Here is a 25,932-nt window from a genome sequence, read left to right as displayed (position 1 = left end):
CCGCGCTCATCAAGCCTTGTTGCGCGACTCCTCGTCACTCGGGGGCTGGAAGGTGGACTGCTCGCTGATGTCCTCCCCACTGATGCGATTCAAAAGCTTGCGCAACTTGTGACGCTGCCTGCGTGATGACAGGCGATTGGAATCCCAGCGCTCCGGTACCAGCGCACATTCTCCATTAGCATCGTGCAGGCGGAAGGCACGCTCGACGCCGATCGGGTGGTCCTCACTGCCATAGATGCCGATGATGCTCAGCGTCAGGCGCTGGAATTCCAGTTGCTCATTGCTGGGCCAGTGACCATCGAGCGAGATGCCATTGCGGCGCGCCATGCGCTCGATGACTTCAGAGAAAGTCCCGATATGCAGAAAGTCGCCCGAGCCCAGCGGCCCCTGACGCGTGGTATCGGAGATACGCCATTCACTGCTGCTGGAAGCCTCCTGCGCGGACTGCTCGCTGTCGCCGTCCTGCTGATTGTTACCCTGCTCGTCACCTTCCTGATAGCTGCGTTCGAACTCGGTGACATCCATCAGCAGGCTGCCATGACTGGTATCCAGCCTGGCAATGATGTGCTCGATGAAGATCGATTCGGCACTCATGTTGCTGACGATGCACAGACTGTCGATACCCTTGGACTTGCCGCGATTGATCAGCACGCGCGGGCGACGCTGGCGACGGAAGTTGTGATACAGCAGCTGCGCATAGACCAGCCAGATGAAGAACGAGCCGATACTGGCTATCGCCGAGATGGTTTTCGAGTGATTCGCAATCCACTCCATCATGCTGACCTCCCCTGTCAACGTTGTCTGGTGCACCCTTTCTTGGGGACAGCGACAGGGGATTGCGAGCATTGATTTGGCGTTAAACTCCCTCGCGGCTGACCTGATCCTCGCCCAGCAGTGCCTGCCAGAGGGTGATGACCCGCTCACGATGGGCGGCAATCACCGGGTGCTGCTCCAGCCGCATCAGGCTGCCGTGCTTCTCCAGTGCCAGGCGATGGCTGACATCGCGATAGGCCAGATAGGCCTCGCGCAGCTCACCGGCCTGCTCGCCCGGCAGCCGTCCGCAGGACTCGAGGGTTTCCAGCAGTCGCATGTTGTCGCTCCACTCGAGCAGAGCAGGCACCTGATGACTCAGCGCCAGCACGCAGTACTGGGCGAGAAACTCGATGTCGACGATGCCGCCGGCATCCTGCTTGAGGTGGAACTGGCCGGCCTCGCGGTCCTTGGCGCTGCTGCCCAGGTGATCACGCATCTTGTGGCGCATGGCGATCACCTCCTGGCGCAGCGTCTTCTCGTCCCGCTGCTGACCGAGCACCTCACGGCGTACCTCCTCGAAGGCCAGCGCCAGCGCCGGGTCTCCCGCCACGGCCCGCGCGCGTACCAGCGCCTGATGCTCCCAGGTCCAGGCTTGCGTGAGCTGATAGTCCCGGAAGGCCGCCAGACTCGAGACCAGCAGCCCCGAATTGCCCGACGGACGCAGGCGCATGTCGACCTCGTAGAGCGCACCGGCCGGCGTCACCGCCGTCAGCAGGTGGATGATGCGCTGCCCCAGTCGCGTGAAGAACAGTGGATTGTCCAGCGGCCGCGGGCCATCCGTCTGGCCCTTGCTGGCCGCATCATGCAGGAAGACGAGATCCAGATCCGAGCCATAGCCCAGCTCGATGCCACCCAGCTTGCCGTAGCCGACGATCACGAAGCTGCCACTCAGGCTGTCGCCGGTGATCGGCTGGCCATCGCGCCCGATGGGGAAGCCATGCTTGCGGGTCAGGGTCTTCCACGCCATCGCCAGCACCTGTTCCAGCACCACCTCGGCGATGAAGGTCAGATAGTCACTGACCTTCATCAGCGGGCGGGCACCGGCGATATCGGAGGCCGCCACGTGCAACACCTGGGCGTGGCGGAACACCCGCAAGGCCTCGAGCAGCGCCTCTTCATCATCTTCGGGAATGCGCGACAGCGCAGTGCGCAGCTCATCGGCAAGGCGCGTCTTGTCGGCGGGTGAGTACAGGTTATGCGGGTGCAGCAATTCATCGAGCAGCACCGGATAGCGCGCCAGCTGCTCGGCGATCCACGGGCTGGCCGCACACAGGCGCATCAACTGCGCCAGCGCATCCGGGTTCTCGCGCAGCAGCGCCAGATAGGCCGTCCGCCGCAATACCGCCTCGATCAGCGGCAAGACGCGCTCCAGCACTCGGCTGGCATCGTGCTCGCCGGGCTTCTCGGGGTCGCCCGCCGCCGAGCCCAGCGCCTGCAGCAATGGCGGCATCAGCGCATCGAGACGATCAAAGCCGATGCGCTGCATGCCCTGCACCGCACGTGACCGCCGCAAGCTGTCGAGACGCCGGAAGCTCTCGGCCGCACTCTCGAAGCCGCTCTCGGCGAGCAGTGCCTCGCCCTCCTCGGCCGTCAGCTCGCCACGCCACAGTGCTCGCCACTCATCCAGCGCCTGCTGGCCTTCACCCTGCTCGGCCTCGTCGTCTTCCGGCGCGGCGATCACGTTGTCGAAATGATGGCGGATGCGTGTGCGCACCTCTTCCAGACGCGCGGTGAGCGCCTCCCAGTCGGGCAGTTTCATGGCCAGCGCGAGACGCTCGCGGCCCAGCGGGTCCAGCGGCAGTGTCTGGGTCTGGCGGTCGGCCTGCGCCTGCAGGGCGTGTTCGAGATCGCGCAGGAAGACGTAGTCCGGCACCAGCTCATCCACGACCGCCTGCGGCAGCAAGCCCAGGGCTGGCAGGCGCGCAAAGGCCTGCTTGAGCGAGGTGACCTGCAATTCCGACTCACGTCCGCCCCGAATCAGCTGGAAGGCCTGGGCGACGAACTCCACCTCGCGAATGCCGCCGGAGCCGAGCTTGATGTTGTCGGACAGCCCGCGCCGCTTGACCTCGCGATTGATCATCGCCTTCATCTCGCGCAGCGACTCGATGGCGCCGAAATCCAGATACTTGCGATAGACGAAGGGCCGCAGGTGCGCGATCAGGCGCTCGCCGGCAGCGACGCTGCCCGCCACCGGGCGCGCCTTGAGCATCGCGTAACGCTCCCATTCGCGACCCTGATCCTGATAGTAGCTGGCCAGCATCGAGAAACTGCCGACCAGTGGCCCGCCGTCCCCCAGCGGACGCAGCCGCATGTCGACACGGAACACGAAGCCATCGGCGGTCATCGCGTCCAGCGCGGCAATCAGCTTCTGGCCGAGGCGCGTGAAATATTCCTGATGATCCAATGACTTGCGACCGCCCGATGTCTCGCCCTTGTCGGGGAAGGCGAAGATCAGATCGATATCGGAGGAGAGGTTAAGCTCGCCGGCGCCCAGCTTGCCCATGCCGAGCACCACCAGCCGCTGCGGCTCACCGAAGCGGTCCGGCGCGGGGCGGCCATAACGCGGCTCAAGCGAGGCTTCCAACCAGCCAAGCGCGCCCTCGAGGGTGACTTCGGCGAGGTGCGAGACCGCCGCTGCGGTCTGCCACATGTCGGCGCCGTTGAGGTCGCGCCACACGATGCCCAGCATGCGCAGCTGGCGGAAACGCCGCAGCACCTGCTGCATCGCCTTCTCATCATCGGCACTGGCGAGGCCGGTGGCGAGGCGCTCAGTGAGCTGGGCGACCGGCAAGGCGCGCTCCAGCTCGCCGCTCTCGAGCAGCTCGGACAGCAATTCAGGGCGACGGCACAGCGTCTCCAGCGCGAAGTCGGACAGCGTGATCAGACGCCCAAGCTGGCTGCGCTGACGCTCATCGAGGGCCAGAAAGGTCGCCAGCGGAGAGCTGTCATCGCCACGCATCTCGCTGAGATTCTCAGCCTGAGTCAGGCTCTCTTCGAGGCGCTCCTGGGCGGCGCACAAGGCGCTCTCGAGCGTGGCACGGCTGTCAGCCGACTGCTCGGCCAGCAGCGATGACGGCGCAAGGTAATCAGCGGGCAACAGTGGGCGGGACTGCGCGGGGGATGGCTGGGGCATGGTCGTCTCCTTCGATCCAGCCCTCAGCATAACGGAGGCCGCAGGCACATGACACGGCCCTGCCCGCCGACCCTTCCATCGATGAGACCGGAGCGAAGTCGCTCAGCCGAACAGCTTGTCGTAGAGCAAGGTGCCCCAGGTCAGGCCAGCGAAGATCAGGCTGATCATCACCGCCGCCGAGCCCATGTCCTTGGCGCGCCCGGACAGTTCATGGAATTCCGGGCCGATGCGGTCAATCGCGGATTCCACCGCCGAGTTGAGCAGTTCGACCATCAGCACGATCAGCGTGGAGCCGACCAGCAGCAGCCACTCGACATGCGAGTCGCCGATCCACCAGGCAAACGGCAGCAGCAAGGCGCACAGCACGATCTCCTGGCGGAAGGCCTCTTCGTTGCTCCAGGCGGCCTTGAGGCCCTTGAGCGAGTAACGCGCGGAATGCTTGAGGTGGGTCAAGCCGGTATGCCGTGATTTCATCTTCGGGTCTCGTACAGAAGCAGCACGGAGGCTGCAAAGGCCGATCTTTCAATCGGACGACGTCTGCCAGCAACACGCCTCGGGAGAGCTCGCAGCACACCGGCCAGCGACAGCGCAGCGCTGCCTGCGCGATTTTCACGACCAAAGGCTACCCGAGACCTCATCGACGGGCGTGCTCTAATACCGCCAGGCGCTCGATGACGGCGGCGATGATAGCAAAGCACGCGCTGAAGCGGCATTGCCGATCCCGTCCTCCAACAACAAATCAACGCCGGGAACTGCCCATGCCTTCGCTATCACACGACACACGCCAGACGCTCAGCCGCGGACTGGCGCGCAACTTCCTCGGCCAGTCGCCACGCTGGTACAAGCAGCTGATGTGCCTGTTTCTGATCACCAATCCGCTGCTGCTGTGGTTCAGCGGTCCGCAAGGTGGCGTGATCGTCGGCTGGCTGCTGCTGGGGGAATTCATCTTCACGCTGGCGATGGCACTCAAGTGCTATCCCCTCCAGCCGGGCGGTCTGCTGGCGCTGGAGGCCGTCGTCATCGGCATGGCCTCGCCGGAGGCCATCATGCAGGAGATGGAGCGCAACCTGCCGGTGATCCTGCTGCTGATGTTCATGGTGGCCGGCATCTACTTCATGAAGCCGCTGCTGCTGTATGCCTTCACCAAGATCATCCTCGGCGTGCGCTCCAAGACCTGGCTGTCGCTGATGTTCTGTCTCTCCAGCGCCCTGCTGTCCGCCTTTCTCGATGCCTTGACGGTGACGGCGGTGATCATCGGCATCGCGGTGGGCTTCTACTCCGTCTATCACAAGGTGGCCTCGGGCAAGCATTTCGACACCCAGCATGACCATGCCAACGATGTCAGCGTCGAGGCCGTGCACAGTGAAGACCTCGAGGATTTCCGCGGCTTTCTGCGCTCGCTGTTGATGCATGGCGCGGTGGGAACCGCGCTGGGAGGCGTCAGCACCATGATCGGCGAGCCGCAGAATCTGGTGATCGCCAAGGCCGCCGAATGGGACTTCATCGACTTCTTCCTCGCCATGGCGCCGGTCACCGTGCCGACCTTCTTCGCCGGCCTCGCCCTGTGCGTGCTGCTGGAGCGTGGCCGCTGGTTCGGCTACGGCCAGCGCCTGCCCGCCAGCGTGCGACGCATTCTCGAGGATTATGATCATCATCAGGATTCACGGCGCACGCCGCGGGAACGCGCCGCGCTGATCGTGCAGGCCGTGGTGGCCGTACTTCTGGTACTGGCGCTGGCACTGCATATGGCAGAGGTCGGGCTGATCGGGCTGGCGGTGATCATCCTGCTGACCGCCGGCAACGGCATCACCGATGAGCACCAGATCGGCCGCGCCTTCCAGGAATCGCTGCCCTTCACCTCGCTGCTGGTGGTGTTCTTCACCATCGTCGCGGTCATCCACGAGCAGCATCTGTTCCAGCCGTTCATCCAGTGGGTACTGAGTCTGCCCATCGAGGAACAGGCCGGCGCGCTGTTTCTGGCCAACGGGCTGCTCTCGGCCATCTCGGACAATGTCTTCGTGGCCACGGTGTACATCACCCAGGTCAAGAACGAGTTCGTGGCCGGCAATATCAGCCGCGAGCACTTCCATGCGCTGGCGGTCGCGGTGAACACCGGCACCAACCTGCCCAGCGTTGCGACTCCCAATGGCCAGGCGGCGTTCCTGTTTCTGCTCACCTCCGCCATCGCGCCGCTGGTCAGGCTTTCCTACGGGCGCATGGTGTGGATGGCGCTGCCCTACACGGTGCTGATGACGCTGGTCGGGCTGGCCACCGTGCGCAGCTTCATCTAGTCAGCACCTCCTGTTACCGGGGCCAGCCGCACCTCCGGCTGGCCCTGGTTGCGTCAGTCTCATCCCAATGTCGATATCGCGAGACTTCCCCACAGCGTCGCTTGCAGGCACTGTGAGATGACGCGTCTCGATCAGACGCCGTGACACCTTCAAGCAGGAAGACCGCCAACACCCACGCCATCCACAAGGAGACAGCCATGTCCCGCGCACTGATGCTGCACGAAGAGACACCTCGCGCTCGAGTCGTCGACCTCTCCGATGATCAGCTACCTGACCTGCCTGTCACGGTGGCCATCGAGCGTTCCGGACTCAACTACAAGGACGCGCTGGCCATCACTGGCCGTGGCAAGATCGTTCGCGAGCTGCCCTTCGTGCCGGGCATCGATTTCGCGGGACGCGTCGAGGCCTCCGACTCGCCGGATTATCAGCCGGGCGACGAGGTCCTCCTGACCGGCTGGGGCGTGGGCGAGCGCCATTGGGGCGGCCTGGCCGAGCGCATGCGCGTCAAGCCCGAGTGGCTGGTCAAACGCCCCGCCAATCTGAGCGCCGAACAGGCCATGGCCTTCGGCACCGCCGGCCTGACCGCCATGCTGTGCGTGATGCGCCTCGAGGAAGCCGGCCTGACGCCCGAGCAGGGCCCGGTGATCGTCACCGGCGCCACCGGTGGGGTCGGCAGCTGGGCCGTGCAGATGCTGGCTGGGCAAGGCTTCGAGGTTCACGCGGTCAGCGGCAAGGCCGAGCAGCGCGAATGGCTCGAATCACTGGGCGCGAGCGAAGTCCACCTGCGCAGTGATTTCGAGGACAAGGGCCGTCCGCTGGAGAAGAGCCGCTGGGCGGGCGCCGTGGATACCGCCGGTGGCCAGGTGCTGGCCAATCTGCTGGCGCAGATGAATTACGATGGCAAGGTAGCGGCCGTGGGCCTCGCGGCGGGCGCCGACCTGCCCACCAGCGTGATGCCGTTCATCCTGCGCGGTGTCTCGTTGCTGGGCGTCGATAGCGTCATGATCAATGCCGAACGCCGTCAAAAGGTCTGGCAGCGTCTGGCCGACCTGCCGGACGAGATGCACACCCAAATGCAGCTCGAGACGGTCGGCCTGGATGGCCTCGCCGAACGCGCCGAGGCGATGATCGACGGACGCGTCAGCGGTCGTGTGCTGCTCGACCCGACGCGCTGAAGACACTCGACGCACGACCCGCGACGGAAAATTTGCCCTCGCAGCGCCAAAAACGCTTCAAGTCCTTGATTGTTGCGGTGCAATAGCGATTTTGGCGTTAGCCAACGCCGTCACACAACGCTATGCTCTTGTTATCTCGTTGCGCCCTGTCGAGCGTCCCGAGTGCCCTCCTCTCAGCCATGCCGGGCGTGTGGAGGACCACCCCGCCTTCGGGCGGGGTTTTTTGTGTCTGTCACTCAGGCCATGAACACGAAAGCCCCGCCGATTGGCGGGGCTTTCGTGTCATGCGCTCGCAATCAGGAGCTCAGTTGCGCTCGATCATCGCGGTCAGGTCCTCGGCGACCGGATCCAGCACCTGCGGCCAGGACAGATAAGGCACCGCCGCTCGGCCGTTGACCATCACCGCGAAGGCGCCCCAGCGGCCACTTTGCGTGCGGAAGTATCCCGAGATGGCGCGCACCGGCACCGGGTTGTTGAGCGTGCCCGTCTTGACCATCACGTGATTGCGGAAGGTCTCGCTGCCACGGCGGATGAAGCGCATCGGGCCATTGACCGGTGCCTGCAGGCCCGCCACGAAGGTGGGGAACAGCGCCGGGCGGTGATACATGCTGTCGAGCAACGCCACCAGCCCACTGACGCTGGTGCGGTTCTGGGAGGTCAGGCCGCTGCCGGAATACATCGTCAGCGGGCCATGCCCGGGAATCGCGCTGGCGAAGGTCTCGAGCTTGGCGCCGCCCTGGCGCAAGGTGGCCTGACTGCCGCCGACCAGCGCCAGCGTCAGCTGGTCCGCCATGAAGTTGTTGGAGTAGTTGAGCATGCGCGTCAGCAACTCCTGCATCGGCTTGCCTTCGACGCTACCGAGCTGCGCGGCGCTGGAGGGCGGCGCCGTCGAGGTGATGTCCACCCCGCCGGTCACCGTGATCCCGGCGCGCGCCAGGATGTCGCGCATCAACTCACCGGTGTACAGCGCAGGATTGGAGACGGCGCGGTAGATGCTGCGCGGCTGGCTGTCGGCGGCGATGGTGCCGGTGACGACCAGCGTATCGCGACCGTTGCTGGTGGTGCGCCGGGCATTGATGGCGCTCTTGCCCCCCGCGCCGACCGTGGTGACCTGGTTGTCGAAGATCTCGGTGGGCTGGGTGGTGTCGCAGCTGGCCAGTCGCGCCGGCGCCTGACTGCCCGCACCCGGCATCACCTTCACGCACCAGCTGGCATAGTTGCTGGCCGCGGACGACAGCAGCGCATCATAGGCATTGCTGGAACGCCGCGAGGCATTGCAGCGATCGGTACTGATGCAGGGCACCGGCCCGAAACGCCACTGGCTGATCAGCAGGCGCCCTTCGACGCGGCGGATGCCCCGAAAGCGCAGCTCCTCGGTCAGCCGCCACAGCTCTTCACTGGTCAGCGCCGGGTCGCCGCTGCCCTCGAGCACCAGGTCACCGGTCAAGACGCCGCCGCTGATCGTGCCAGTGCTGCGCAGACGCGTGGAGAAACGGTACTGCGGGCCGAAACGGTCCAGCGCCGCACCGGCGATATAGAGCTTGGACAGCGAGGCCGGCGTCAGTTGCTGGTCGGGATTGACCGAGGCCAGCGTCTCGCCGGTATCGAGCATGCGCGCCTGGGCACTGACGATGAAGCCCTTGTCAGTCAGTCGCGTCAGGTTGTCAAAGCCCGCCGCCTGCGCCGGGCCCGCCACGACAAGCGTCGCACCAGCCGCCATGGCCAGTCGGCGCAGCGAGCGCGTGAAACGCAGCGACTTGCCCGCTGCTGCGGGGCGCGCTGCCTTCAGCAAGGGCAACAGGGGAGACAGCCGGGAGGGTCGCGCAGAGGTCGGTGCAGTGCGAAATTGGGGCATGAGGCATCCAGTGACGTCGTCGGTGAGCATCCATGTCACAGCCGGGAGGCGCCGTGATGCCCCTAGCTTAATGAGGACTGGCGCTGGAAAACAGATGCAGGACGGCGACACCGCCCACGATCATCGCCAACCCCAGGATGGCCGGCAAGTCCGGCATCTCGCGATAGACCACCGCACCGAACACGGTGACCAGCACGATGCCGAGCCCGGACCACACCGCATAGGTCACGCCCAGCGGCAGATCACGCAGTACCAGCGTCAGGAAATAGAAGGCGATGCCGTAGCCCACCACCACGATCACGCTGGGACCGAGTCGCGAAAAGGACTCGGAGGCCTTGAGCGCGCTGGTCGCGATGACCTCCGCCAGTATTGCCACTGCCAGGAAGACATAACTCATCGAATCACCTCGTATTGTGGGGGGCCAGCTGCTGCTCACGCGCGGCCTTGCGCGCCAGCAGACGACTCATCACGGCATCGAACAGCGGATTGAAGATCATGGCCCAGACCAGGAAGAAGGCAACGAAGCCCAGATCCAGCAGCAATGCCTGCCACAGCCCCAGGTCGAGCCAGGCGGCCACGATGAAGACGGTCACCAGTACCAGGCCGAGCTCGAAGCCGAGTGCCTGAGCGATACGCTGGGTCGCGCTGCGCTGGCGGGTCGGCACCCAGCGATCGAACATCCAGTTCCAGACCGTGCTCCAGATCACCGCCAGTGTGGACATCACCACCGCCAGGCTGCCCATGCTCGTCAGGTCATGCCCCGTGACCAGCGCCGACAGCGGCGCCACGATCAGGATACCGCCCAATTCCAGCAATCCTGCCTGGGCCAGACGTTCTTTCTTGGAACGCATGTCATACCTCCTCTCGATCACCGCGCGTGATACCGGATGGGCTGAACGACGCGATGGAGGAGGCATTCTAGAGAGATACAAGATGGTTTAAAGTTGGTATCCATCTACTATTCAGATAGATCAAGGCACGAGGCGAGGCAATGAACTGGACACTGGAGCAACTGCAGACATTGCGCTGCGTGGCGGAGACGGGCTCGTTCTCGGCGGCGGCGCGGCGTCTGGGTCGCGCGCAATCCGCGGTCAGCACCGCCATCGCCAATCTGGAGCTGGACCTGGGCTGCGAGCTGTTCGATCGCGGCCCTCGTACGCCGGTGCTGACGCCCGCGGGCGAGGCCATGCTGCATGAAGCCAACAGCGTGCTGATGCAATGCCAGCGCCTGGAAGCACGCGCCCGCACCCTCAGCCAGGGGCTGGAAGCCAGCCTGACGCTGGCGATCGATGAGGCGCTGGTAGAGATGCCGCCGGTGATGGCGGTACTGGAAAAGATGGCGGTGCAATACCCGACGCTGACGCTGAATCTGCTCAATGGCGCGCAGGATGAGGTGGCCCGCTGGGTGGAGCAGCACCAGGCCAATCTCGGCATCCTGTTCTATCAGCCGCTGGGTGTCATGGCGCTGGAGCGCGAGGCGCTGGGGCGACTGGAGCAGGTGCTGATCGTGGCACGCGATCACCCGCTGGCGCAGCTCGAGAGCCCGACCCACAGTGATCTGGCCGATCACCGCCAGCTGATGATCGGCCAACGTCAGCAACTGGAACCCGGCCACGAGGGGCCACGCTCACAGCGCTTCTGGCAGCTCAACAGCTTCTATGCGATGGCAGAGCTTACGACGCGCGGGCTGGGTTGGGCACAGGTTCCGCGCCATATCGCCCACTACCCCCCCTTTCAGCAGCGCCTGAAGATTCTGGACTTGAGCGCGCTGGGCGCCACCGCCGACATCGATATCGAACTGATCTCGCGCCGCGACAGCCCTCGTGGCCCCGCGGCCAGCTGGCTGCGCCAGTCACTGCGCGACACCTTCCACAACAGCCACGCCGCTATCGCCAACCAGAACCTGCCACCGACGTGAGTCGCGTCAGACCTGCAGCGGGTAGCGCTCGGGCGTGTGTTCAAGCTGGCATTCGAGTCGCCACAGCGCCTGGCCAGACTCGTGATACTTGCGCTCGAAGTGCGTCAGATAATCGCCCTGCGGCTCGAAGGCGTGCGCTGTCACCTCGACACCGGTGGCATACCCGATGGCCTGGGCGAACTCCCGAGCGTAGATCTCCCAGTTGGTGCGCAGCTCCAGCTGACCGCCCAGCGCCATGATGATCGGAAATACCGGGTGGCCCTGCCAGCGCATCTTGAGATGGCGCGCCTTGGGATAAGGATTGGGGTACAGCAGGGTGTGATGCGCAGGTGCCCAGCCCGCGGCGAGCGCCAGGCGCCAGAAGTCGACGAGGTCTGCGCGCACCAGCAAGGCGTTGTCCGGCAGCTCGCCATGCTTGCGGCTGAGACGGTCTTCGCTGCGGTCCACGCCGATGACGGCATGGTCCGGATGCGCCAGTGCCAGCTGGCGAGTCGATCGCCCGACGCCGCAGCCGCTGTCCAGCCACAGGGGCTTCGCCTGAGCCGACAACCACTGTTGCGCTTGCAGGAACGCTTCGCGGGTATGCTCCGCCACGGGTTTGCGCAGCGGATGCGCCATCGCACGGCGCACGCGACGCTCGATATCCTCGTGGGGGCCGGTCTGGGGAGAATCGATCTGGCGGGAGTTGGCGTACATCAGCAGTTCCGATAGCAACGGGCAGGAAAATCACGCGCGGAGTCTAGCAGATGCGCCTGCATCGGGCTGCGCCATATGGCGTACAGCCCATCCGGGGCCGGCGGCGCAGGAAGGCCTGGGCACAAAAAAAGACGCCTGCCTCGCGGCACGCGCCTACACCAACTCAAACAGCCACGACAGAATGGCAGCTTGCGATTCGAAAATCAAACAAACGTTTAATCACGATCATCCCGTGCCATGACGAGTACAAAAACAGGCCAGTGGGACTCGCACTGAACGCAGAGATATCGCACAGTGTTCGCAGCAAGCGCTCGCTGGCGCGCCCGCGTAGAGGCGGGGGTGCATGACGCCTGTATTGAGGGGGTGTTATCATCCGCCCATCATTTGGACGAATATCCGCAGAGGTATCGCCCAGACCAACGACTCACAGTATTTTTACGAGGAAAGCGGCTTGTCACACTTACCGGTGATCGTCGGCATGGGCGGCGTCAATGCCGCCGGCAGAACTTCGGGCCATCAGGCGTTCCGACGCACGGTGCTCGACTCCCTGCCGGAGACAGACCGTCAAGAGACCCTGCTGGGGCTCGCGTCGCTCATGAACCTCGCCCGCTGCGATGATCAGGGCCAGTGGTTCGATGCCGAAGGCCAGCCCGCCGAGGCTCAGGCGCTTGCGGAGCGTCTGGCAGACCAGGTGCTGACCCACACCCTGATTCGTCGCATTGAAGACGAGCGCTTCAACGCGACAGGCATTCCTGCCAATCGTCAGTCAAAGCTGACGCTGGGCCAGGACTTGACCTTCACGCTGCGCAGCCGCCAGCTGCCGGAACAGCCGCCCGCTGACTGGCAGATCCGCGAGCTGGACAACCGTCATGTCGAGGTCACGGTACCGGCCGGCGAATTCGATGTCCTGCTGCCCGATCATCGTCAGGCGCTGGTGCGTGCCGCGGGTCAGCTGCCCAGCGGCTTCGCGCCGGAGCAGCTCTATCGCAGCGTGCATCACCCGCGCGGCCTGTCGATGACCATCTTCGGTGCCAGCGATTGCCTCGGCGACAGCGGCCTGGACTGGGATGCGCTGCGCGATAGCCTCGATCCGGACGATATTGCCGTCTACGCCGGCAATTCCATCGGCCAGATGGACGCCGAAGGCTGGGGCGGACTGATGAAGTCCTTCGTGGCCGGTGAGCGCGCCACCTCCAAACAGATGCCGCTGGGCTATGCCCAGATGCCCGCCGACTTCCTCAATGCCTATGTGCTGGGCAATGTCGGTGGCGCCGGTGCCGCGATGGGCGCCTGCGCAAGCTTCCTCTACAACCTGAAGCTGGGCCTGAACGACATCCGCAGCGGCCGTCGCCGTGTGGTGATGGTCGGCACCGCCGATGCGCCGATCACGCCGGAGGTCATCGAGGGCTTCCGCAGCATGGGCGCCCTGGCCGATGACGAGAGCCTCAAGGCCCTCGACGCGCTGGAAGTGCTTACCGACAGCGATTACCAGAAGGCCTGTCGCCCGTTCGCGCGCAACTGTGGCTTCACCATCGCGGAAGCGACCCAGTTCGTGATCCTGATGGCGGATGATCTGGCGCTGGACACCGGCGCTCGCATCATCGGCAGCGTGCCGGACGTGTTCGTCAATGCCGACGGCTGGAAGCGTTCCATCTCGGCGCCCGGCGTCGGCAACTACATCACCCTGAGCAAGGCGGTGGCGCTGGCGCGCGATATCGTCGGCGATGAAGGCGTGCGCCAGCGCAGCTTCGTGCACGCCCATGCCACCTCCACGCCGAAGAACCGCACCACCGAGTCCCACGTGCTCAATGAAGTGGCTCGCGCCAACGACATTCAGGCCTGGCCTGTGGTGGCGGTAAAATCCTTCGTCGGCCACAGCCAGGGCAGCGCCGCGGGCGACCAGGCGGTGTCGGCGCTCGGCAGCATGGCGACCGGCATCCTGCCGGGTATCCCGACGCTGGATGCCATCGCCGATGACGTGCATCACAGCCACCTCGACATCCGCCGCGAGGCGCGCGAGTTCACCGCAGACGTCGCCTTCATCAATGCCAAGGGCTTCGGTGGCAACAACGCCAGTGGCGTGGTGCTGTCGGCAGACGTCACGCTGAAGTTGCTGGCGGCGCGACATGGTGAGGAGGCACTGGCCGCCTGGCGTGAACGCAGCGGTCTCTGCGAGCAGCGTCGCGCCGACTATCTGGACAAGGCACAGCGCGGCGAATTCACGCCGACCTATCGCTTCGGTGAAGGCGTGCTCGAAGGTCCGGAGCTGGAGATCACGGATCGCGAGATCCGTATCCCCGGCTATGCGAAGCCCGTCTCGCTCAAGGTCGACAACCCCTTCGGTTCGCTGTAAGCCAGGCTCGCTGCAAGACCGGCTGGCTACCCCTCCCGGGTTGCGCACTCGCTGACGAATCCCCTCCCGCGACTGGCAAGCCGCGCGAGGGGTTCTACACTCGGCGTACCGGGGGAGCCGGCGGCGCGACAGCCACTGCGCCCCGGCCTTCTGCGGCTCCTCATCCTTCGTCGTCCACTGCAGCCGGTCACCAGGCTGACCCGCTGCCGACAGAGCTCGAGTTCGTCATGCCCAAGAACATTGCCGTCTATCCCGGCACCTTCGACCCGATCACCAATGGCCATACCGACCTGATCGAGCGCGGCGCCCGCCTGTTCGACAAGGTGGTGGTCGCGGTGGCTTACAGCCCCAGCAAACGCCCCGCGCTGCCGCTGGAGATGCGCATCGATCTGGCGCGCCGGATTCTGGCGCATCTCGACAATGTCGAGGTCATCGGTTTCAGCTGCCTGCTGACAGAGCTGCTTGAGCAACAGAATGCGCGTATCATTCTGCGCGGCCTGCGTGCGGTCTCCGACTTCGAGTACGAACTGCAGCTGGCCAACATGAACCGGGCCCAGGCACCGCACGTCGATAGCCTGTTCCTGACCCCGGAATTACAGAACTCCTACATTTCATCGACCATCGTGCGCGAGATATCGCGTCATGGCGGTGATGTGTCGCGTCTGGTGCATCCGCTGGTGGCCGAGACCCTCGCCCGGCATTTCTCCGCTACCGACGACGACACCGCCACAAGCTGAGGACAGCATCATGGCCCTGATCATCACTGATGAGTGCATCAACTGCGACGTCTGCGAGCCGGAATGTCCCAATGGGGCCATCTCGCCGGGGGAAGAGATCTACGTCATCGACCCGGACCTGTGCACCGAATGCGTCGGACACTTCGATGAGCCGCAATGTCAGCAGGTCTGCCCTGTCGACTGCATCCCGCTCGACCCGGCCAACAAGGAAAGCCAGGAAGAGCTGATGGACAAGTACCACATCATCACGGCCGCACTCGGCAACTGATTGCCGCCTGCTCCGGCAGCCGTCATGGCGATGACATGGCCTGTACTGCGCCACATCCGTCGTGACGGCTGCTGCTTTCTTGTTGCCTGACACCTCCTGCCTTCTCCGCAAGCCCTCTCTATAAGCTCTTTCCTCAAGCCCTCTCCATAAGCCCTTTCCTCAGGCTCGGCCCTGACTGACGCTTCAGCGCCAGACTCGCCAACGCGGCGCCTCTTGCCGCGAGACACCAACGGGTAACGTAACCGACTGGCACTAGCACCGACGGGCAAAGGCGCCGACTGGCGACACACTTCGTTCGCGATCAGACCTCCCGCTCTACCCGCCAGTGCCTGTTCCCGCCGTCCTCCCTGCCGGCCCCGCTGCTGACATGGCCAGACAACATCTTGGCTACCAACCTGCTCTCGGCCCCGGCCTAAACGGCTACGCAATTAATACCAAACGCTACGCCAGGTTATTTTCTGTTAGGGCAATGTAAACAACCTATTCTATCCTGTAGTGATAAAGTCACTGTCGTACCCTTTCACGCGCACGGATTGCCCATGTCCTCTCGCTCTCTCTCTACCGTTCTCAAGCGCCCCTTCCTGGGGACACGCACACAGCTGCCCAATGCCGGCACGGCGATGCTGCTTGTCATGCTGGCGATCATGGTGGTCTTGATCGTGGTGCCGCGTCCGCAGCTGTTCAGCTCGGTCGGTCAATACCTCGTCCCGCATTCACTGCTGGAAATGGGCGCGATACTGGTCGCACTGATGTCTGCCGTCTCCATCTTCCAGGGGCACCGTCGGACGCTGCCGACCAGCTTTCTGGTCATGGGGTGCGCCTTCATGCTCTCCGCCTTCTTCGACATGGTGCACATCTTCAGCTACGACGGCATGCCCGACTTCGTCAGCGAAGCCTCCATCAGCAAGGCCATCCATTTCTGGCTGGCAGGGCGGACCGCCTTCATCATCGCGCTGCTGGCCCCTTGCCTACTGACAGCCCGCCCCGTACCGCGCCGCTATCTGCCCCTGGCCTTTGGCTTGACGCTCGCCATCGGGCTGGCGGTGAGCTGGATAGGCCTCTTTCATCTCGACTTCCTGCCAGAGACCTTCATCGTCGGCAGCGGCCTGACCGCCTGGAAGATCGGCTACGAGTGGGCCCTGGCGCTGAGCGCTGTGCTGGCCGCGGTACTTCTGCTCGGCGTGCGCCGACTGCCTGAAGGCACCAATGCCGGCTGGCTGGCGGTCGCGGCGCTGGCCACGGGGATTTCCGAGCTGTGCTTCACGCTCTATGCCACTGCCTTCGATGTCTTCAATCTGCTCGGCCACCTGTACAAGGTGGTGGCCTACGCGATGATCTATCACGCCATCTATTCATCGCGCATGGTCTACCCCTATCAGCAGCTGCAGAAGATGAGTGACGCCCTGGGCGAGGCCGAACAACGCTGGCAGTTTGCGCTGGAAGGCTCAGGCGCCGGCGTCTGGGACTGGAAGCAGGATACCGATCACGTCTTCTACTCTCCGCAGTGGAAGGCGACGCTCGGCTTCCAGGAACACGAGATCGGCAGCAGCTTCGATGAATGGAAGTCACGCATCCACCCGGATGACATGCCGCGCACCCTCGACGACCTGAAACAGCACTTTGAAGGCCACAGCGCAGAATATCGCAACGAGCACCGCATGCTGACGCGCAACGGTGAATGGAAGTGGATTCTCGATCAGGGACGCGTGGTGGAACGTGCCGAGGATGGCAGGCCCCTGCGCATGATCGGCACTCACAGCGATATCGACTGGATCAAGGAGCAGCAGCAACGCCTGATCAGCAGCCGTGCCCGTCTGCGCTCCATCTATCACTCCGCCCCGGTGGGCATCATCGTCGCCGACCGGGATGGCACCATCGCGGATGCCAACTCGGCCATGCATGCCCTGCTGGGCAAGAGTGATGCCGAGCTTTTCCAGCAATCGCTGTGGGGGCTGTTCTCACTGGACGAGATCAGTCGCATGAAGCGCGCCTGGGGCCAGCTTCAGCGCGAAGGCGGCAGCTTCCAGGACGAATACCACATGCAGACCGACACGGGTCAGATGTTCTGGGCGGAAGTCACCCTCACGCCGCTCGAGGGCGAGGAGCGCACCCTGGTATTGATCAACAATATCGAGGACCGCCGTCGCGCCATCGAGTTGCTCGAGGAGAACGCGACCCTCTATCAGGAAGTCTTCAGCACCGGCAACGCCATCAAGCTGCTGATCGACCCGGAGCTTGCCGAGATCATCGATGCCAACCCGGTCGCCGCCGACTTCTATGGCTACAGCATCGGCGAGATGTGCGGCATGCCACTGGGCCGTATCAACGTGCTGGCCAGCCAGTCGCTCTCCAAGCGCATCCGTGCGGTCGTCAACCGTACCGACAACCACTTCGAGGCCAGCCATCAGCTTGCCAACGGTGAATTGCGTGATGTCGAGATCTTTACCGGCCCGGTGGACCTGAACGGCCGCACCCTGCTGTTCTCCATCGTTCACGACATCACCGATCGCAAGCGTGCCCAGCGCGACCTGCAGGCCGCCAACCTCAAGCTGTCGCGACTCTCCGAGAGCCGCAGCCAGATCCATCACCTCGCGGAATGCCTGCTGACCTGCTCCCAGCTCGATGAGATCATCACCCAGCTCAATGTTCGTCTGCCCAGCCTGTTCGCCGGCTGCGAAGGCAACGTGACCCTGCATGACCCGAATGACATCAATCAGACGATGCACATCAACTGGGGGTCACCACCCACCGACGCTCGTCACCTCAAGCAGACGCTGACGGTCGGGGATGGCCAGGTAGGGGAATTCGTACTGCTGATCCCGCCGGAAGAGGACAGCCTGGAGCGCCTGCAGCCCCTGGCGGAAGATGTCAGCCACCTGGTGATGCTGGCACTGGCCGACCTGCAGCTGAAGCGGGGTCTGGCACACGAGGCGCGCAAGGACACGCTGACGCGCCTCTTCAATCGTCGTCACCTCGATGAGGTGCTGCCCCAGAAACTGGCCGAGGCCAGCATCGGCAACCCGCTGTCCCTGGTGGTGCTGGATCTCGACCACTTCAAGCAGGTCAACGATACCTACGGACACGAGATGGGCGATCAGGTTCTCACGCGTCTGGCCAACCTGATACGTGAGTCGCTGCGCAGCTCCGATGAAGCCTGTCGCTACGGTGGCGAGGAGTTCGTGATCCTGATTCCCGGTGCCAGCGCAGCGGTGTCACGCGCACGCGTCGAGGCCATTCTCGAAGCCTTCCACGAAGAAGTCTTCGAGCATGAGACGCTGGGGCCGCTGACCGGCTTGAGCTTCTCCGCCGGGGTCGCCAACGCACCGCATGACAGCCAGGCCACCGACGCGCTGTTCAACATGGCCGACAATGCGCTCTACCAGGCGAAACGCGCCGGACGCAAACGCGTGCTGTGCTTCAACTCACTGCCGCCTGCAGCCGATAACCACGCCAGGCAAACCGCACACTGACCGCCACTCTCACCACCCTTCAGACACGACAACGCCGACCCTCGAGGTCGGCGTTGTCGTGTCCAGCCATGAGCGGCGCGTGCTCACCAGCCGCGATCAGGACATCCTCAATCCCAATCGACCCGCGTGGTCTTGCAACCCAGGCAGCGAGCGAAGGTCGCCTGCGCCGGAGTCGCGACCAGTACACGCGCCGTCTCATCGATATTCTGCCCCATGGCCGCGAAGGGAGCCGACACGACAAAGATGGCAGCACCGACGACGGTTGTGGCCAGCAACAGTGGACGTCCGATAAGGGCATCGGCCACCATCATGCCTGCGCTGGGTGTGTCGTCACCCTGCTCGCTGGGCAGCTCGATGGCCTGCACCGGCGTCGCCAGCACCAGCGTCATGCCAGCTGCTGCAAGCCCAGTGCGCAATCGCGTGCTTCGCTGAAGAATCGTGCGTTTCATAGTCAGTTCCCTTGCGTCCGGACGCTCCATGCGTCCCTGTTATGGGTCTTCGCGCCAGTGGATCTCTCGGCTGGCGCATGGCAGGCCTTGCCATCAAGTCACCAGAACTAGATTAGCGCTCCAGCGCCATTACGCCCAGCCCTGCCAGGCCTTATCCTGATCAACGCGACCGCTCCCGGCTGACGTTACCTTCACCCCTCATTCGGACCCAACATGCCCGCCCCTTCCCTGAAGACCGCCACACTGCCTTCCGCCGATCGCCATATGTGGCGCCTGGCCAGGCCCATCATCCTTTCCAACATTTCCGTGCCGTTGCTGGGCTTGGTGGATACCGCCGTGGTCGGGCACCTCGAGGATGCGGTGTATCTGGGCGCGGTCACGCTGGGCGCGGTCCTCTTCAGCTTTCTGTACTGGGGCTTCGGGTTCCTGCGCATGGGCACGACAGGCATGACGGCACAGGCCCATGGCCGTGAAGACCACGATGGCCTGCGTACCTTGCTGGGCCAGGGCATCGGGCTGGCACTCGCCATAGGGCTGGTGTTGATCATCGCCGGCTCGCCGCTGATCACCCTGGGGCTATCGCTGATGGAGGCCAGCGAGGCCACGCGTGCCCTGGCCCATGACTACGCCAGCATCCGCCTGTGGTCGGCACCGGCGGTGCTGATCAACTACGTGATTCTGGGCTGGTTCCTGGGGCTTGGTAATTCGCGCGTCACGCTCGGCATCCTCGTGCTGACCAATGGCGTCAACATCCTGCTCGATCTGGCCTTCGTGCCCGGGCTGGGCATGACCAGCGATGGCGTGGCGCTGGCCAGCGTGATCGCCGACTACTGTGCGCTGGCCACGGGCCTGTGGCTGGTCGCCCGCCAGCTCAGACGCATGCCGGGGCACAGTGACCGCGCAGCGCTGCTGTCTCTCCCCGCCTGGGGCGCGCTGATCCGCGTCAATCAGCATCTGTTCGTGCGCACCCTGTGCCTGCTGGGCGCGACGGCCTATTTCACCTCACAGGGTGCCAGCTTCGGTGATGATGTTCTGGCGGCCAATGCGGTACTGCTGCAGTTCGTGATGATGACGTCCTATGCACTGGATGGCTTCGCCCAGGCGGCGGAGTCAGAAGTCGGGCGAGCCGTCGGCCAGAACGACTGGCAACGCTTCGCGCGCAGCGTGGGGGCGGCAACCCGCTTCTCCTTGATCACCGCGACAGCGGCCAGCGGCCTGCTCTGGCTCTGCGGGCCGGCGTTGATCCACCTGCTGACCGACATTCCCGAAGTGCGCGCCCTGGCCACCCTCTATCTGCCCTGGATGGTCGCCATGCCCCTGGTCGCGGTGTGGAGCTACCTGCTGGACGGCATCTTCATCGGTGCCACGGCGACGCGTGAAATGCGCAATACGCTGGTGGTATCCCTGCTGGCCTTCATCGGCCTGTGGCCGCTGCTCGAAGGCTTCGGCAATCATGGACTGTGGCTGGCCTTCCTGCTGTTCACCAGCGTGCGCTCTGCCGTGCTCGGCGGCTACTACCTGCATCATCGCCGCCATCATTGGCGCTGATGCCATGCCCGTTGAAGCCTCCAGCAGGTTGATGCAGCGCTGAAAGGCTTGCCGCTGGCATTGGCATGCCACTCGACCATCGCGCGATATTCTCCTGATAGCGAATAGACTAATGTGAGCGTGCCAACCCGTTTCCCATACTGATAAAAAGCCAACAGGGACTCTCACATGCTGCAATCGCTATCACGGCCAGCCGTCAAGCTGGTTGAGCGCTATCTGCCTGACCCCTATATCTTCGTCTTGTTGCTGACCGTCGTTGCAGCGGCAGCCGCCATGCTCATCGAACAGCGCTCCCCCACCGAGGTGATGCGCTATTGGGGCGATGGCTTCTGGAATCTGCTGACCTTCTCGATGCAGATGCTGCTGGTGTTGATCTCGGGCTTCATGCTCGCCAACACCCCGCCGGTGAAGAAAGGCCTGGCCAGCATCGCCTCGCTGGCCAGAACGCCCGGCAGCGCCATCATGCTGGTCACCTTCGTGTCGCTGATCGCCAGCTGGATCAACTGGGGCTTCGGGCTGGTCATCGGGGCACTGTTCGCCAAGCAGCTGGCCAAAATGATCAAGGTCGATTACCGCCTGCTGATCGCCAGTGCCTACTCCGGTTTCGTGATCTGGCATGCGGGCATCTCGGGCTCGATTCCGCTGACCATCGCCACCGCTGGCCACTTCACCGAGGACAGCATCGGCATCGTGCCCACTTCGGACACCATCTTCGCCTTCTTCAATATCGCCATCGTCGCGGCGCTCTTGATCATCATGCCGCTGGTCAATCGCGCCATGATGCCCTTCGAAAAGGAAAGCGTGTACGTGGACCCGGCCCTGCTCGAGGAGAAGCACACCGAGATCAGCGACCAGCCTCGTCCCGCCGAGCGTCTCGAGAACTCGCCGATTCTCGCCTGGGTCGTCGGGCTGTTCGGCCTCGCCTGGCTGGTGGATCACTTCGTGATTCGTGGCGGCGGACTGAACCTGAACGTGATCAACTTCAGCTTCCTGTTCCTGGCCATCGTGCTGCATGGCACGCCGCGCAAGCTGCTGGACAGCCTGAATGAAGCCATCAAGGGCGGCGCAGGCATCGTCATCCAGTTCCCCTTCTACGCCGGCATCATGGCGATCATGGTGCAGTCGGGACTGGCCGCCACGCTGTCCGAAGGCTTCGTGTCGATTGCCACCGCCGACAGCCTGCCGTTCTGGTCCTTCATCAGTGCCGGTATCGTCAATCTGTTCGTGCCCTCCGGTGGCGGCCAGTGGGCCGTGCAGGCACCGGTCATGATTCCCGCCGCTCAGGCATTGGGTGCCGACCTGTCACGCGTCGCCATGGCCGTCGCCTGGGGCGATGCCTGGACCAACATGCTGCAGCCCTTCTGGGCATTGCCGGTGCTTGCCATCGCCGGCCTCAAGGCCAAGGACATCATGGGCTTCTGCCTGGTGCAGCTGCTGGTGACCGGCATCATCATCTCGCTGGGTCTGACGCTGCTCTGATACCTGGCTGACGGCGGCGTCAGCTAGCCTTTTCAGCCTGCCATTCAGATAGCCTTACCGATAACCCCGCAAGCTCCTTGCCCCCACAGGCGACTGTGGGGGCAAGGTCGTTTATAGATAGCTGATATGCCGCTCACGGGGTGCCAAGACGTCACGAATCCCGCAGACTAGCCATTATCCCTCTCTGCGCGGCATGCCAGAGCCATTGCTTCACCTGAGAGCCCCTGACAGCTCCCACTCACCTGACAGGCCCGTGCCTGAAGGACGCCCCAATGAGCGAGAACCAGCCAGAACAGACCGCCCTCAACGAAGCTCTGCCCGGCCAACATCAGTTGATCATGACCGAGCTGATGACCCCCGACATGGCCAACTTCAGTGGCAAGGTGCACGGTGGCGCCATCCTCAAGAAGCTGGATGAAGTCGCCTACGCCTGTGCCAGTCGCTACAGCGGCAGCTACGTCGTCACCCTCTCGGTCGACCAGGTGCGCTTCAAGCAGCCGATCCACGTCGGCGAGCTGGTGACCTTCCTGGCCTCGGTCAATCATGTCGGCCGCTCCTCGATGGAGATCGGCATCAAGGTGGTCGCCGAATCCATCCAGGGTCGCCTGATTCGCCATACCAACAGCTGCTATCTGACCATGGTCGCGGTCGATTCCAACGGCCAGCCGGTGCCGGTGCCGCCACTCAACCTGGAAACCCAGGAACAGAAGCTGCGCTTCCACAAGGCCGCCATCCGCAAGAAGCTGCGCAAGCAGGCCGAAGAAGAAGAGAAGCGCCAGGAATCCATCGAGTTCTGAGCGACTCCCGGCAAATGCTGCGAGCGCAATCCTGACAGTCAGCACAAGATACGGAGTGCACCGCCCCGAGCGGATGGCGATACTGATCGTGAACCTTGCACAGCGAGATGAACGATGACATCAGTGTCCGGCGAAAAGACAGCGGCAGGCATGACGGCACCACCTGCCGCTGGCGACGCTCAAGGGTGCGATGAGACCATCTGGCAGCGTCTGCTGGCGCGCCAGCCGATTGCCGGGGAGGCGCTGCGCTACGGCGTGATCACCACTGGCATCTTCTGTCGCATCGGCTGCCCATCCCCGGCGCCACGCCGGGACAACCTGCGCCTGTTTGACGACGCCCACGCGGCGCGAGCCGCAGGCATGCGCGCCTGTCGGCGCTGTCATCCTGAGCAGTCCGACAAGCCTGATCGCCCTCAGGCCGTCGAGCAGACTCGCCGTCCCGTCAGGGCCACGCCTGGAGCACCGACGATGCCGGAATTGAACGCCCCACTTTCACGCGCCTCCACTGCCGCCCGCTCGACACCTGCAGATGCTGCCTCAGCCCCCGCCTCGCCCTGGCCGCTGGCGGTATGTAGGCAGCTGGAGCAGGCCGTCGCCGCAGGCGAGCCCACCCCGACACTCGCAAGCCTGGCGGCGGAGCACGGGATAAGCGCCTCGCATCTTCAGCGCCGCTTCACGGCACTGCTGGGCCTGTCACCTTCCGAGTACTCGGCGGGTCTGCGCCAGATGCAGTTCCATGCGCTGCTGGAGGAAGGCCATGGCGTGACCGAGGCGATCATCGCCGCCGGCTATCGTTCCAGCAGTCGCGCCTATGCGCGCAGGGACGGCATCACGCCCAGCGCCCGCCGCTCCGGCGGCCAGGGAGAAGACCTGCTGGCACTACATTGGCCGTGTCGCTTCGGGATACCGGAGCAGTCCTGCTGGCTGAGCGCAGGACTCAGCGCGCGTGGCGTGGTCGTCATTCAGCTCAGCGACAGTCGTGAGGCGGGCCAGCAGGCGCTGCAAGCACGCCTGCCCAAAGCCAATTGGCAGCAGATGGAGACAGAGCCAGACGAGCAGGACGGCAACGCTCATGCGGCCAGTCGCCTGCTGCATGCCTCACTGGGGGCACGGTTACTCGCCCTGTGTGAGCAACCGGAGACCAGTCATGCACTGCTGCTCGAACTGCCGCTGGATGTGCGTGGCACCGCCTTTCAATTGAGCGTCTGGCAGCAACTCAACGCCACCGTGAGCGGCGATACCCTGACCTACCGCCAGCTGGCCGAGGCGCTCGAGCGACCGACCGCCAGCCGCGCCGTCGCCAATGCCTGTGGTGCCAACCCGCTGGCTCTGCTGACGCCTTGCCATCGTGTGGTACGCGGCGATGGCGGGCTCGGCGGCTATCGCTGGGGCGTGCCGCTCAAGCAGGCCCGATTGGCGCAGGAGTCCGGCACCCGCCGAGAGTGACCGCGGCGAAGCGCTAGAGTGTCATGGGGCGCAGCGCAGGCGGCGCCTGCAGCTGCTCGCGCACGATTTCCAGCGCGTGGGTCAGCGCCTCACGGCTCTCGGCAGCGCTCAGGCACAGCCGGATGGCCTGCGGTGGCGGCTCATTGCCGACACAGAAGGGCTCGGCGCTGGTGACGTGCACCCCCCGCTCGGCCAATGACGCGACCATCGCCTGACTGCGCTGCCCTTCGGGCAACTCGAGCCACAGATCGAACGAGGACGGCCGCGCCGCCGGTGACCACTCCGCCAGCAGCGTGCGGGCCAGTCGCTGGCGCGCGCGCATCTCCTCCATCTGCCACTCCACCAGCTGTGTCGCGTTGCCGCTGGTCAGCCAGGCGCAGACCGTCTCCATCAACAGCGGCGCCACCATCCAGCTGTGGCTGCGCAGCACTGCGCCGATGCGGGTCAGTACCTCCACCGGCGCCCGCAATACGCCCAGGCGCAGGCCGCCGGCCAGCAACTTGGAGGTGCTGAAGACATACAGGGTGCGCTCCGGCGCCATCTGATAGAGCCGCTTACCGCACTCCTCGTCGGGCAGATATTGCACCCCATCTTCCAGAATCCAGAAATCATGCTGGCGTGCGAGGGCGACCAGTGCCTCGCGCCGGGCATGAGACAACTGCGCCGCGCCCGGATTGTTCTGCTCGGCCATCACATAGACCATTCTGGGCGCCTGCTGACGACACAGCCGCGCCAGCGCCTCGACATCCATGCCGTCCTTGTCCAGCGGCACACGCAACAGCTTGAGGCCACGTTCGGCGCTGGCGACGATCAAGCCGGGATAGGTCAGCGCGCCGGTGACCACGGCATCCCCGGGCGCCAGCAGCGCCGACAACGCCAGCGTGATGCCATTCTGGCCGCCCTGGGTCAGCATCAGCTCCTCGGGGTCGACCGGCATGCCGAGCTCGCCCATCCAGCTCGCCAGCAATTGACGATGGCTGCCGTCGCCGAATTCATTCTGATACTCGACACTGCGCTGCAAGGCCTCGGGTGACTGGCTGATCGCGGCCAGCGCCGCCGCCATTCCCTGCTGCCGCGCGGGGTGAGGCGGTGGCAGGCTCATGGTGAGATCGATTACGCCGGATGCTGTCGGCAGCGCGCCCTCCTGTTCTGGCGCCAATCCATAGACCTTGCTGGCACGCAGGGCATGCCCGAAGCTGCTGGAGGACCCATGCGCGCTTCGGGTGGCGCCATTGATGTAGGTGCCGCTCCCGACACGCGCCGACACCAGGCCACTCCGCTCGGCCTCGGCGTAGCCTCGCGTCACCGTGCCGATGGTCACGCCCAGCGCATCCGCCAGCCGCCGTTGAGGCGGCAGTCGCTCGCCTTCCTTGAGTTGGCCCGCGGCGATATCGAGGCGGATGGCCTCCGCCAGCGCACGGTAACGCGGCATTGCGGGGTCCAGGGTCGGAATCCACATTGTCATGGTGACAAAAAACCTGTTGACGGTAATTGTCATCAGATT

Annotated in this window: 20 protein-coding genes; 11 read left to right on the top strand and 9 right to left on the bottom strand. The window is 64.4% G+C overall.

All coding sequences use genetic code 11. The annotated features are described in order from the left end of the window. Positions 1-9: 9 nt before the first annotated feature. The 3 genes from MSG32_RS15540 to MSG32_RS15530 all read right to left on the bottom strand — a co-directional run bounded on the left by MSG32_RS15540 (position 10) and on the right by MSG32_RS15530 (position 4,420). Positions 10-777, bottom strand: coding sequence for a hypothetical protein (locus tag MSG32_RS15540; protein WP_054557234.1), 768 nt, complete (start codon positions 775-777; stop codon positions 10-12). A 79-nt stretch (positions 778-856) separates the two neighbouring features. Next, a complete protein-coding gene (gene glnE / locus MSG32_RS15535) occupies positions 857-3,946 on the bottom strand; it encodes a bifunctional [glutamate--ammonia ligase]-adenylyl-L-tyrosine phosphorylase/[glutamate--ammonia-ligase] adenylyltransferase (protein ID WP_248380574.1) in 3,090 nt (1,029 codons plus the stop codon). A 102-nt stretch (positions 3,947-4,048) separates the two neighbouring features. Beyond that, a complete protein-coding gene (locus MSG32_RS15530; protein ID WP_043334615.1) occupies positions 4,049-4,420 on the bottom strand; it encodes a diacylglycerol kinase in 372 nt (123 codons plus the stop codon). Positions 4,421-4,704: 284 nt separating this feature from the next. Here MSG32_RS15530 and nhaB point away from each other — a divergent pair, with 284 nt between their 5' ends. After that, complete coding sequence (gene nhaB / locus MSG32_RS15525; protein ID WP_043334613.1) at positions 4,705-6,237, top strand: sodium/proton antiporter NhaB; 1,533 nt, start codon at positions 4,705-4,707, stop codon at positions 6,235-6,237. A gap of 197 nt (positions 6,238-6,434) precedes the next feature. Further along, positions 6,435-7,412, top strand: coding sequence for an MDR family oxidoreductase (locus MSG32_RS15520; RefSeq protein WP_248380573.1), 978 nt, complete (start codon positions 6,435-6,437; stop codon positions 7,410-7,412). Positions 7,413-7,716: 304 nt separating this feature from the next. Here the strand turns inward: MSG32_RS15520 and dacB are convergent, their stop codons facing one another. From dacB to MSG32_RS15505, 3 genes are all read right to left on the bottom strand, one after another. Further along, positions 7,717-9,267: a D-alanyl-D-alanine carboxypeptidase/D-alanyl-D-alanine-endopeptidase gene (gene dacB, locus MSG32_RS15515; protein WP_248380572.1), complete on the bottom strand. Its 1,551-nt coding sequence runs from the start codon at positions 9,265-9,267 to the stop codon at positions 7,717-7,719. A 67-nt stretch (positions 9,268-9,334) separates the two neighbouring features. Beyond that, on the bottom strand, positions 9,335-9,664 hold the full coding sequence (locus tag MSG32_RS15510; protein ID WP_043334608.1) for a multidrug efflux SMR transporter: 330 nt from the start codon (positions 9,662-9,664) through the stop codon (positions 9,335-9,337). 4 nt (positions 9,665-9,668) lie between these two features. Further along, a complete protein-coding gene (locus MSG32_RS15505; RefSeq protein WP_248380571.1) occupies positions 9,669-10,118 on the bottom strand; it encodes a PACE efflux transporter in 450 nt (149 codons plus the stop codon). Positions 10,119-10,258: 140 nt separating this feature from the next. On the opposite strand from MSG32_RS15505, the gene MSG32_RS15500 reads away from it, so the two are divergent. Continuing rightward, on the top strand, positions 10,259-11,185 hold the full coding sequence (locus tag MSG32_RS15500; protein WP_153636574.1) for a LysR family transcriptional regulator: 927 nt from the start codon (positions 10,259-10,261) through the stop codon (positions 11,183-11,185). Between the two features lie 6 nt (positions 11,186-11,191). Here MSG32_RS15500 and MSG32_RS15495 read toward each other — a convergent pair whose 3' ends face one another. Then, positions 11,192-11,881 carry an SAM-dependent methyltransferase gene (locus MSG32_RS15495; RefSeq protein ID WP_107335950.1) on the bottom strand — a complete coding sequence of 230 codons (690 nt, stop codon included), beginning with the start codon at positions 11,879-11,881 and terminating at the stop codon, positions 11,192-11,194. A 478-nt stretch (positions 11,882-12,359) separates the two neighbouring features. On the opposite strand from MSG32_RS15495, the gene MSG32_RS15490 reads away from it, so the two are divergent. The 4 genes from MSG32_RS15490 to MSG32_RS15475 all read left to right on the top strand — a co-directional run bounded on the left by MSG32_RS15490 (position 12,360) and on the right by MSG32_RS15475 (position 18,709). Beyond that, on the top strand, positions 12,360-14,234 hold the full coding sequence (locus MSG32_RS15490; protein ID WP_248380605.1) for a beta-ketoacyl synthase: 1,875 nt from the start codon (positions 12,360-12,362) through the stop codon (positions 14,232-14,234). Positions 14,235-14,461: 227 nt separating this feature from the next. Beyond that, entirely contained in the window at positions 14,462-14,971 is a 510-nt protein-coding gene (gene coaD, locus MSG32_RS15485; protein WP_043334599.1) for a pantetheine-phosphate adenylyltransferase, read from the top strand. Between the two features lie 10 nt (positions 14,972-14,981). Beyond that, positions 14,982-15,239 carry a YfhL family 4Fe-4S dicluster ferredoxin gene (locus MSG32_RS15480; RefSeq protein WP_043334597.1) on the top strand — a complete coding sequence of 86 codons (258 nt, stop codon included), beginning with the start codon at positions 14,982-14,984 and terminating at the stop codon, positions 15,237-15,239. Positions 15,240-15,778: 539 nt separating this feature from the next. Further along, entirely contained in the window at positions 15,779-18,709 is a 2,931-nt protein-coding gene (locus tag MSG32_RS15475) for an MASE3 domain-containing protein (RefSeq protein WP_248380570.1), read from the top strand. A 107-nt stretch (positions 18,710-18,816) separates the two neighbouring features. On the opposite strand, the gene MSG32_RS15470 is transcribed toward MSG32_RS15475, so the two are convergent. Next, on the bottom strand, positions 18,817-19,098 hold the full coding sequence (locus MSG32_RS15470; protein ID WP_234368090.1) for a hypothetical protein: 282 nt from the start codon (positions 19,096-19,098) through the stop codon (positions 18,817-18,819). A 273-nt stretch (positions 19,099-19,371) separates the two neighbouring features. Between MSG32_RS15470 and MSG32_RS15465 the strand changes: the two genes are divergently transcribed. From MSG32_RS15465 to MSG32_RS15450, 4 genes are all read left to right on the top strand, one after another. Continuing rightward, complete coding sequence (locus tag MSG32_RS15465) at positions 19,372-20,706, top strand: MATE family efflux transporter (RefSeq protein ID WP_248380569.1); 1,335 nt, start codon at positions 19,372-19,374, stop codon at positions 20,704-20,706. Between the two features lie 168 nt (positions 20,707-20,874). Continuing rightward, a complete protein-coding gene (locus tag MSG32_RS15460; protein WP_153636577.1) occupies positions 20,875-22,185 on the top strand; it encodes a short-chain fatty acid transporter in 1,311 nt (436 codons plus the stop codon). Between the two features lie 272 nt (positions 22,186-22,457). Next, positions 22,458-22,982 carry an acyl-CoA thioesterase gene (locus MSG32_RS15455; protein WP_043332919.1) on the top strand — a complete coding sequence of 175 codons (525 nt, stop codon included), beginning with the start codon at positions 22,458-22,460 and terminating at the stop codon, positions 22,980-22,982. 150 nt (positions 22,983-23,132) lie between these two features. Beyond that, on the top strand, positions 23,133-24,428 hold the full coding sequence (locus MSG32_RS15450) for a methylated-DNA--[protein]-cysteine S-methyltransferase (RefSeq protein WP_248380568.1): 1,296 nt from the start codon (positions 23,133-23,135) through the stop codon (positions 24,426-24,428). 13 nt (positions 24,429-24,441) lie between these two features. On the opposite strand, the gene MSG32_RS15445 is transcribed toward MSG32_RS15450, so the two are convergent. After that, positions 24,442-25,893, bottom strand: a complete 1,452-nt coding sequence (locus MSG32_RS15445) for a PLP-dependent aminotransferase family protein (protein WP_248380567.1) — start codon at positions 25,891-25,893, stop codon at positions 24,442-24,444. Between the last annotated feature and the right edge of the window lie 39 nt (positions 25,894-25,932).

Source organism: Cobetia sp. 1CM21F, from assembly GCF_023161745.1.
In the GTDB taxonomy this organism is placed as follows: domain Bacteria; phylum Pseudomonadota; class Gammaproteobacteria; order Pseudomonadales; family Halomonadaceae; genus Cobetia; species Cobetia amphilecti.
Note: the sequence above shows the minus strand (reverse complement) of the source record. Positions and strands in the feature narration are given on the sequence as shown.

Bases quoted from the DNA above. Each gene is read 5' to 3' on its own strand.
- nhaB (WP_043334613.1), top strand. From the start codon at position 4,705: ATGCCTTCGCTATCACACGACACACGCCAGACGCTCAGCCGCGGACTG.
- MSG32_RS15500 (WP_153636574.1), top strand. From the start codon at position 10,259: ATGAACTGGACACTGGAGCAACTGCAGACATTGCGCTGCGTGGCGGAG.
- MSG32_RS15510 (WP_043334608.1), bottom strand. From the start codon at position 9,664: ATGAGTTATGTCTTCCTGGCAGTGGCAATACTGGCGGAGGTCATCGCG.
- MSG32_RS15475 (WP_248380570.1), top strand. From the start codon at position 15,779: ATGTCCTCTCGCTCTCTCTCTACCGTTCTCAAGCGCCCCTTCCTGGGG.
- MSG32_RS15465 (WP_248380569.1), top strand. From the start codon at position 19,372: ATGCCCGCCCCTTCCCTGAAGACCGCCACACTGCCTTCCGCCGATCGC.
- MSG32_RS15460 (WP_153636577.1), top strand. From the start codon at position 20,875: ATGCTGCAATCGCTATCACGGCCAGCCGTCAAGCTGGTTGAGCGCTAT.
- MSG32_RS15540 (WP_054557234.1), bottom strand. From the start codon at position 777: ATGATGGAGTGGATTGCGAATCACTCGAAAACCATCTCGGCGATAGCC.
- MSG32_RS15505 (WP_248380571.1), bottom strand. From the start codon at position 10,118: ATGCGTTCCAAGAAAGAACGTCTGGCCCAGGCAGGATTGCTGGAATTG.
- MSG32_RS15445 (WP_248380567.1), bottom strand. From the start codon at position 25,893: ATGACAATGTGGATTCCGACCCTGGACCCCGCAATGCCGCGTTACCGT.
- MSG32_RS15495 (WP_107335950.1), bottom strand. From the start codon at position 11,881: ATGTACGCCAACTCCCGCCAGATCGATTCTCCCCAGACCGGCCCCCAC.
- dacB (WP_248380572.1), bottom strand. From the start codon at position 9,267: ATGCCCCAATTTCGCACTGCACCGACCTCTGCGCGACCCTCCCGGCTG.
- coaD (WP_043334599.1), top strand. From the start codon at position 14,462: ATGCCCAAGAACATTGCCGTCTATCCCGGCACCTTCGACCCGATCACC.
- MSG32_RS15455 (WP_043332919.1), top strand. From the start codon at position 22,458: ATGAGCGAGAACCAGCCAGAACAGACCGCCCTCAACGAAGCTCTGCCC.
- MSG32_RS15530 (WP_043334615.1), bottom strand. From the start codon at position 4,420: ATGAAATCACGGCATACCGGCTTGACCCACCTCAAGCATTCCGCGCGT.
- MSG32_RS15450 (WP_248380568.1), top strand. From the start codon at position 23,133: ATGACGGCACCACCTGCCGCTGGCGACGCTCAAGGGTGCGATGAGACC.
- MSG32_RS15470 (WP_234368090.1), bottom strand. From the start codon at position 19,098: ATGACGCTGGTGCTGGCGACGCCGGTGCAGGCCATCGAGCTGCCCAGC.
- MSG32_RS15480 (WP_043334597.1), top strand. From the start codon at position 14,982: ATGGCCCTGATCATCACTGATGAGTGCATCAACTGCGACGTCTGCGAG.
- MSG32_RS15520 (WP_248380573.1), top strand. From the start codon at position 6,435: ATGTCCCGCGCACTGATGCTGCACGAAGAGACACCTCGCGCTCGAGTC.
- MSG32_RS15490 (WP_248380605.1), top strand. From the start codon at position 12,360: ATGGGCGGCGTCAATGCCGCCGGCAGAACTTCGGGCCATCAGGCGTTC.
- glnE (WP_248380574.1), bottom strand. From the start codon at position 3,946: ATGCCCCAGCCATCCCCCGCGCAGTCCCGCCCACTGTTGCCCGCTGAT.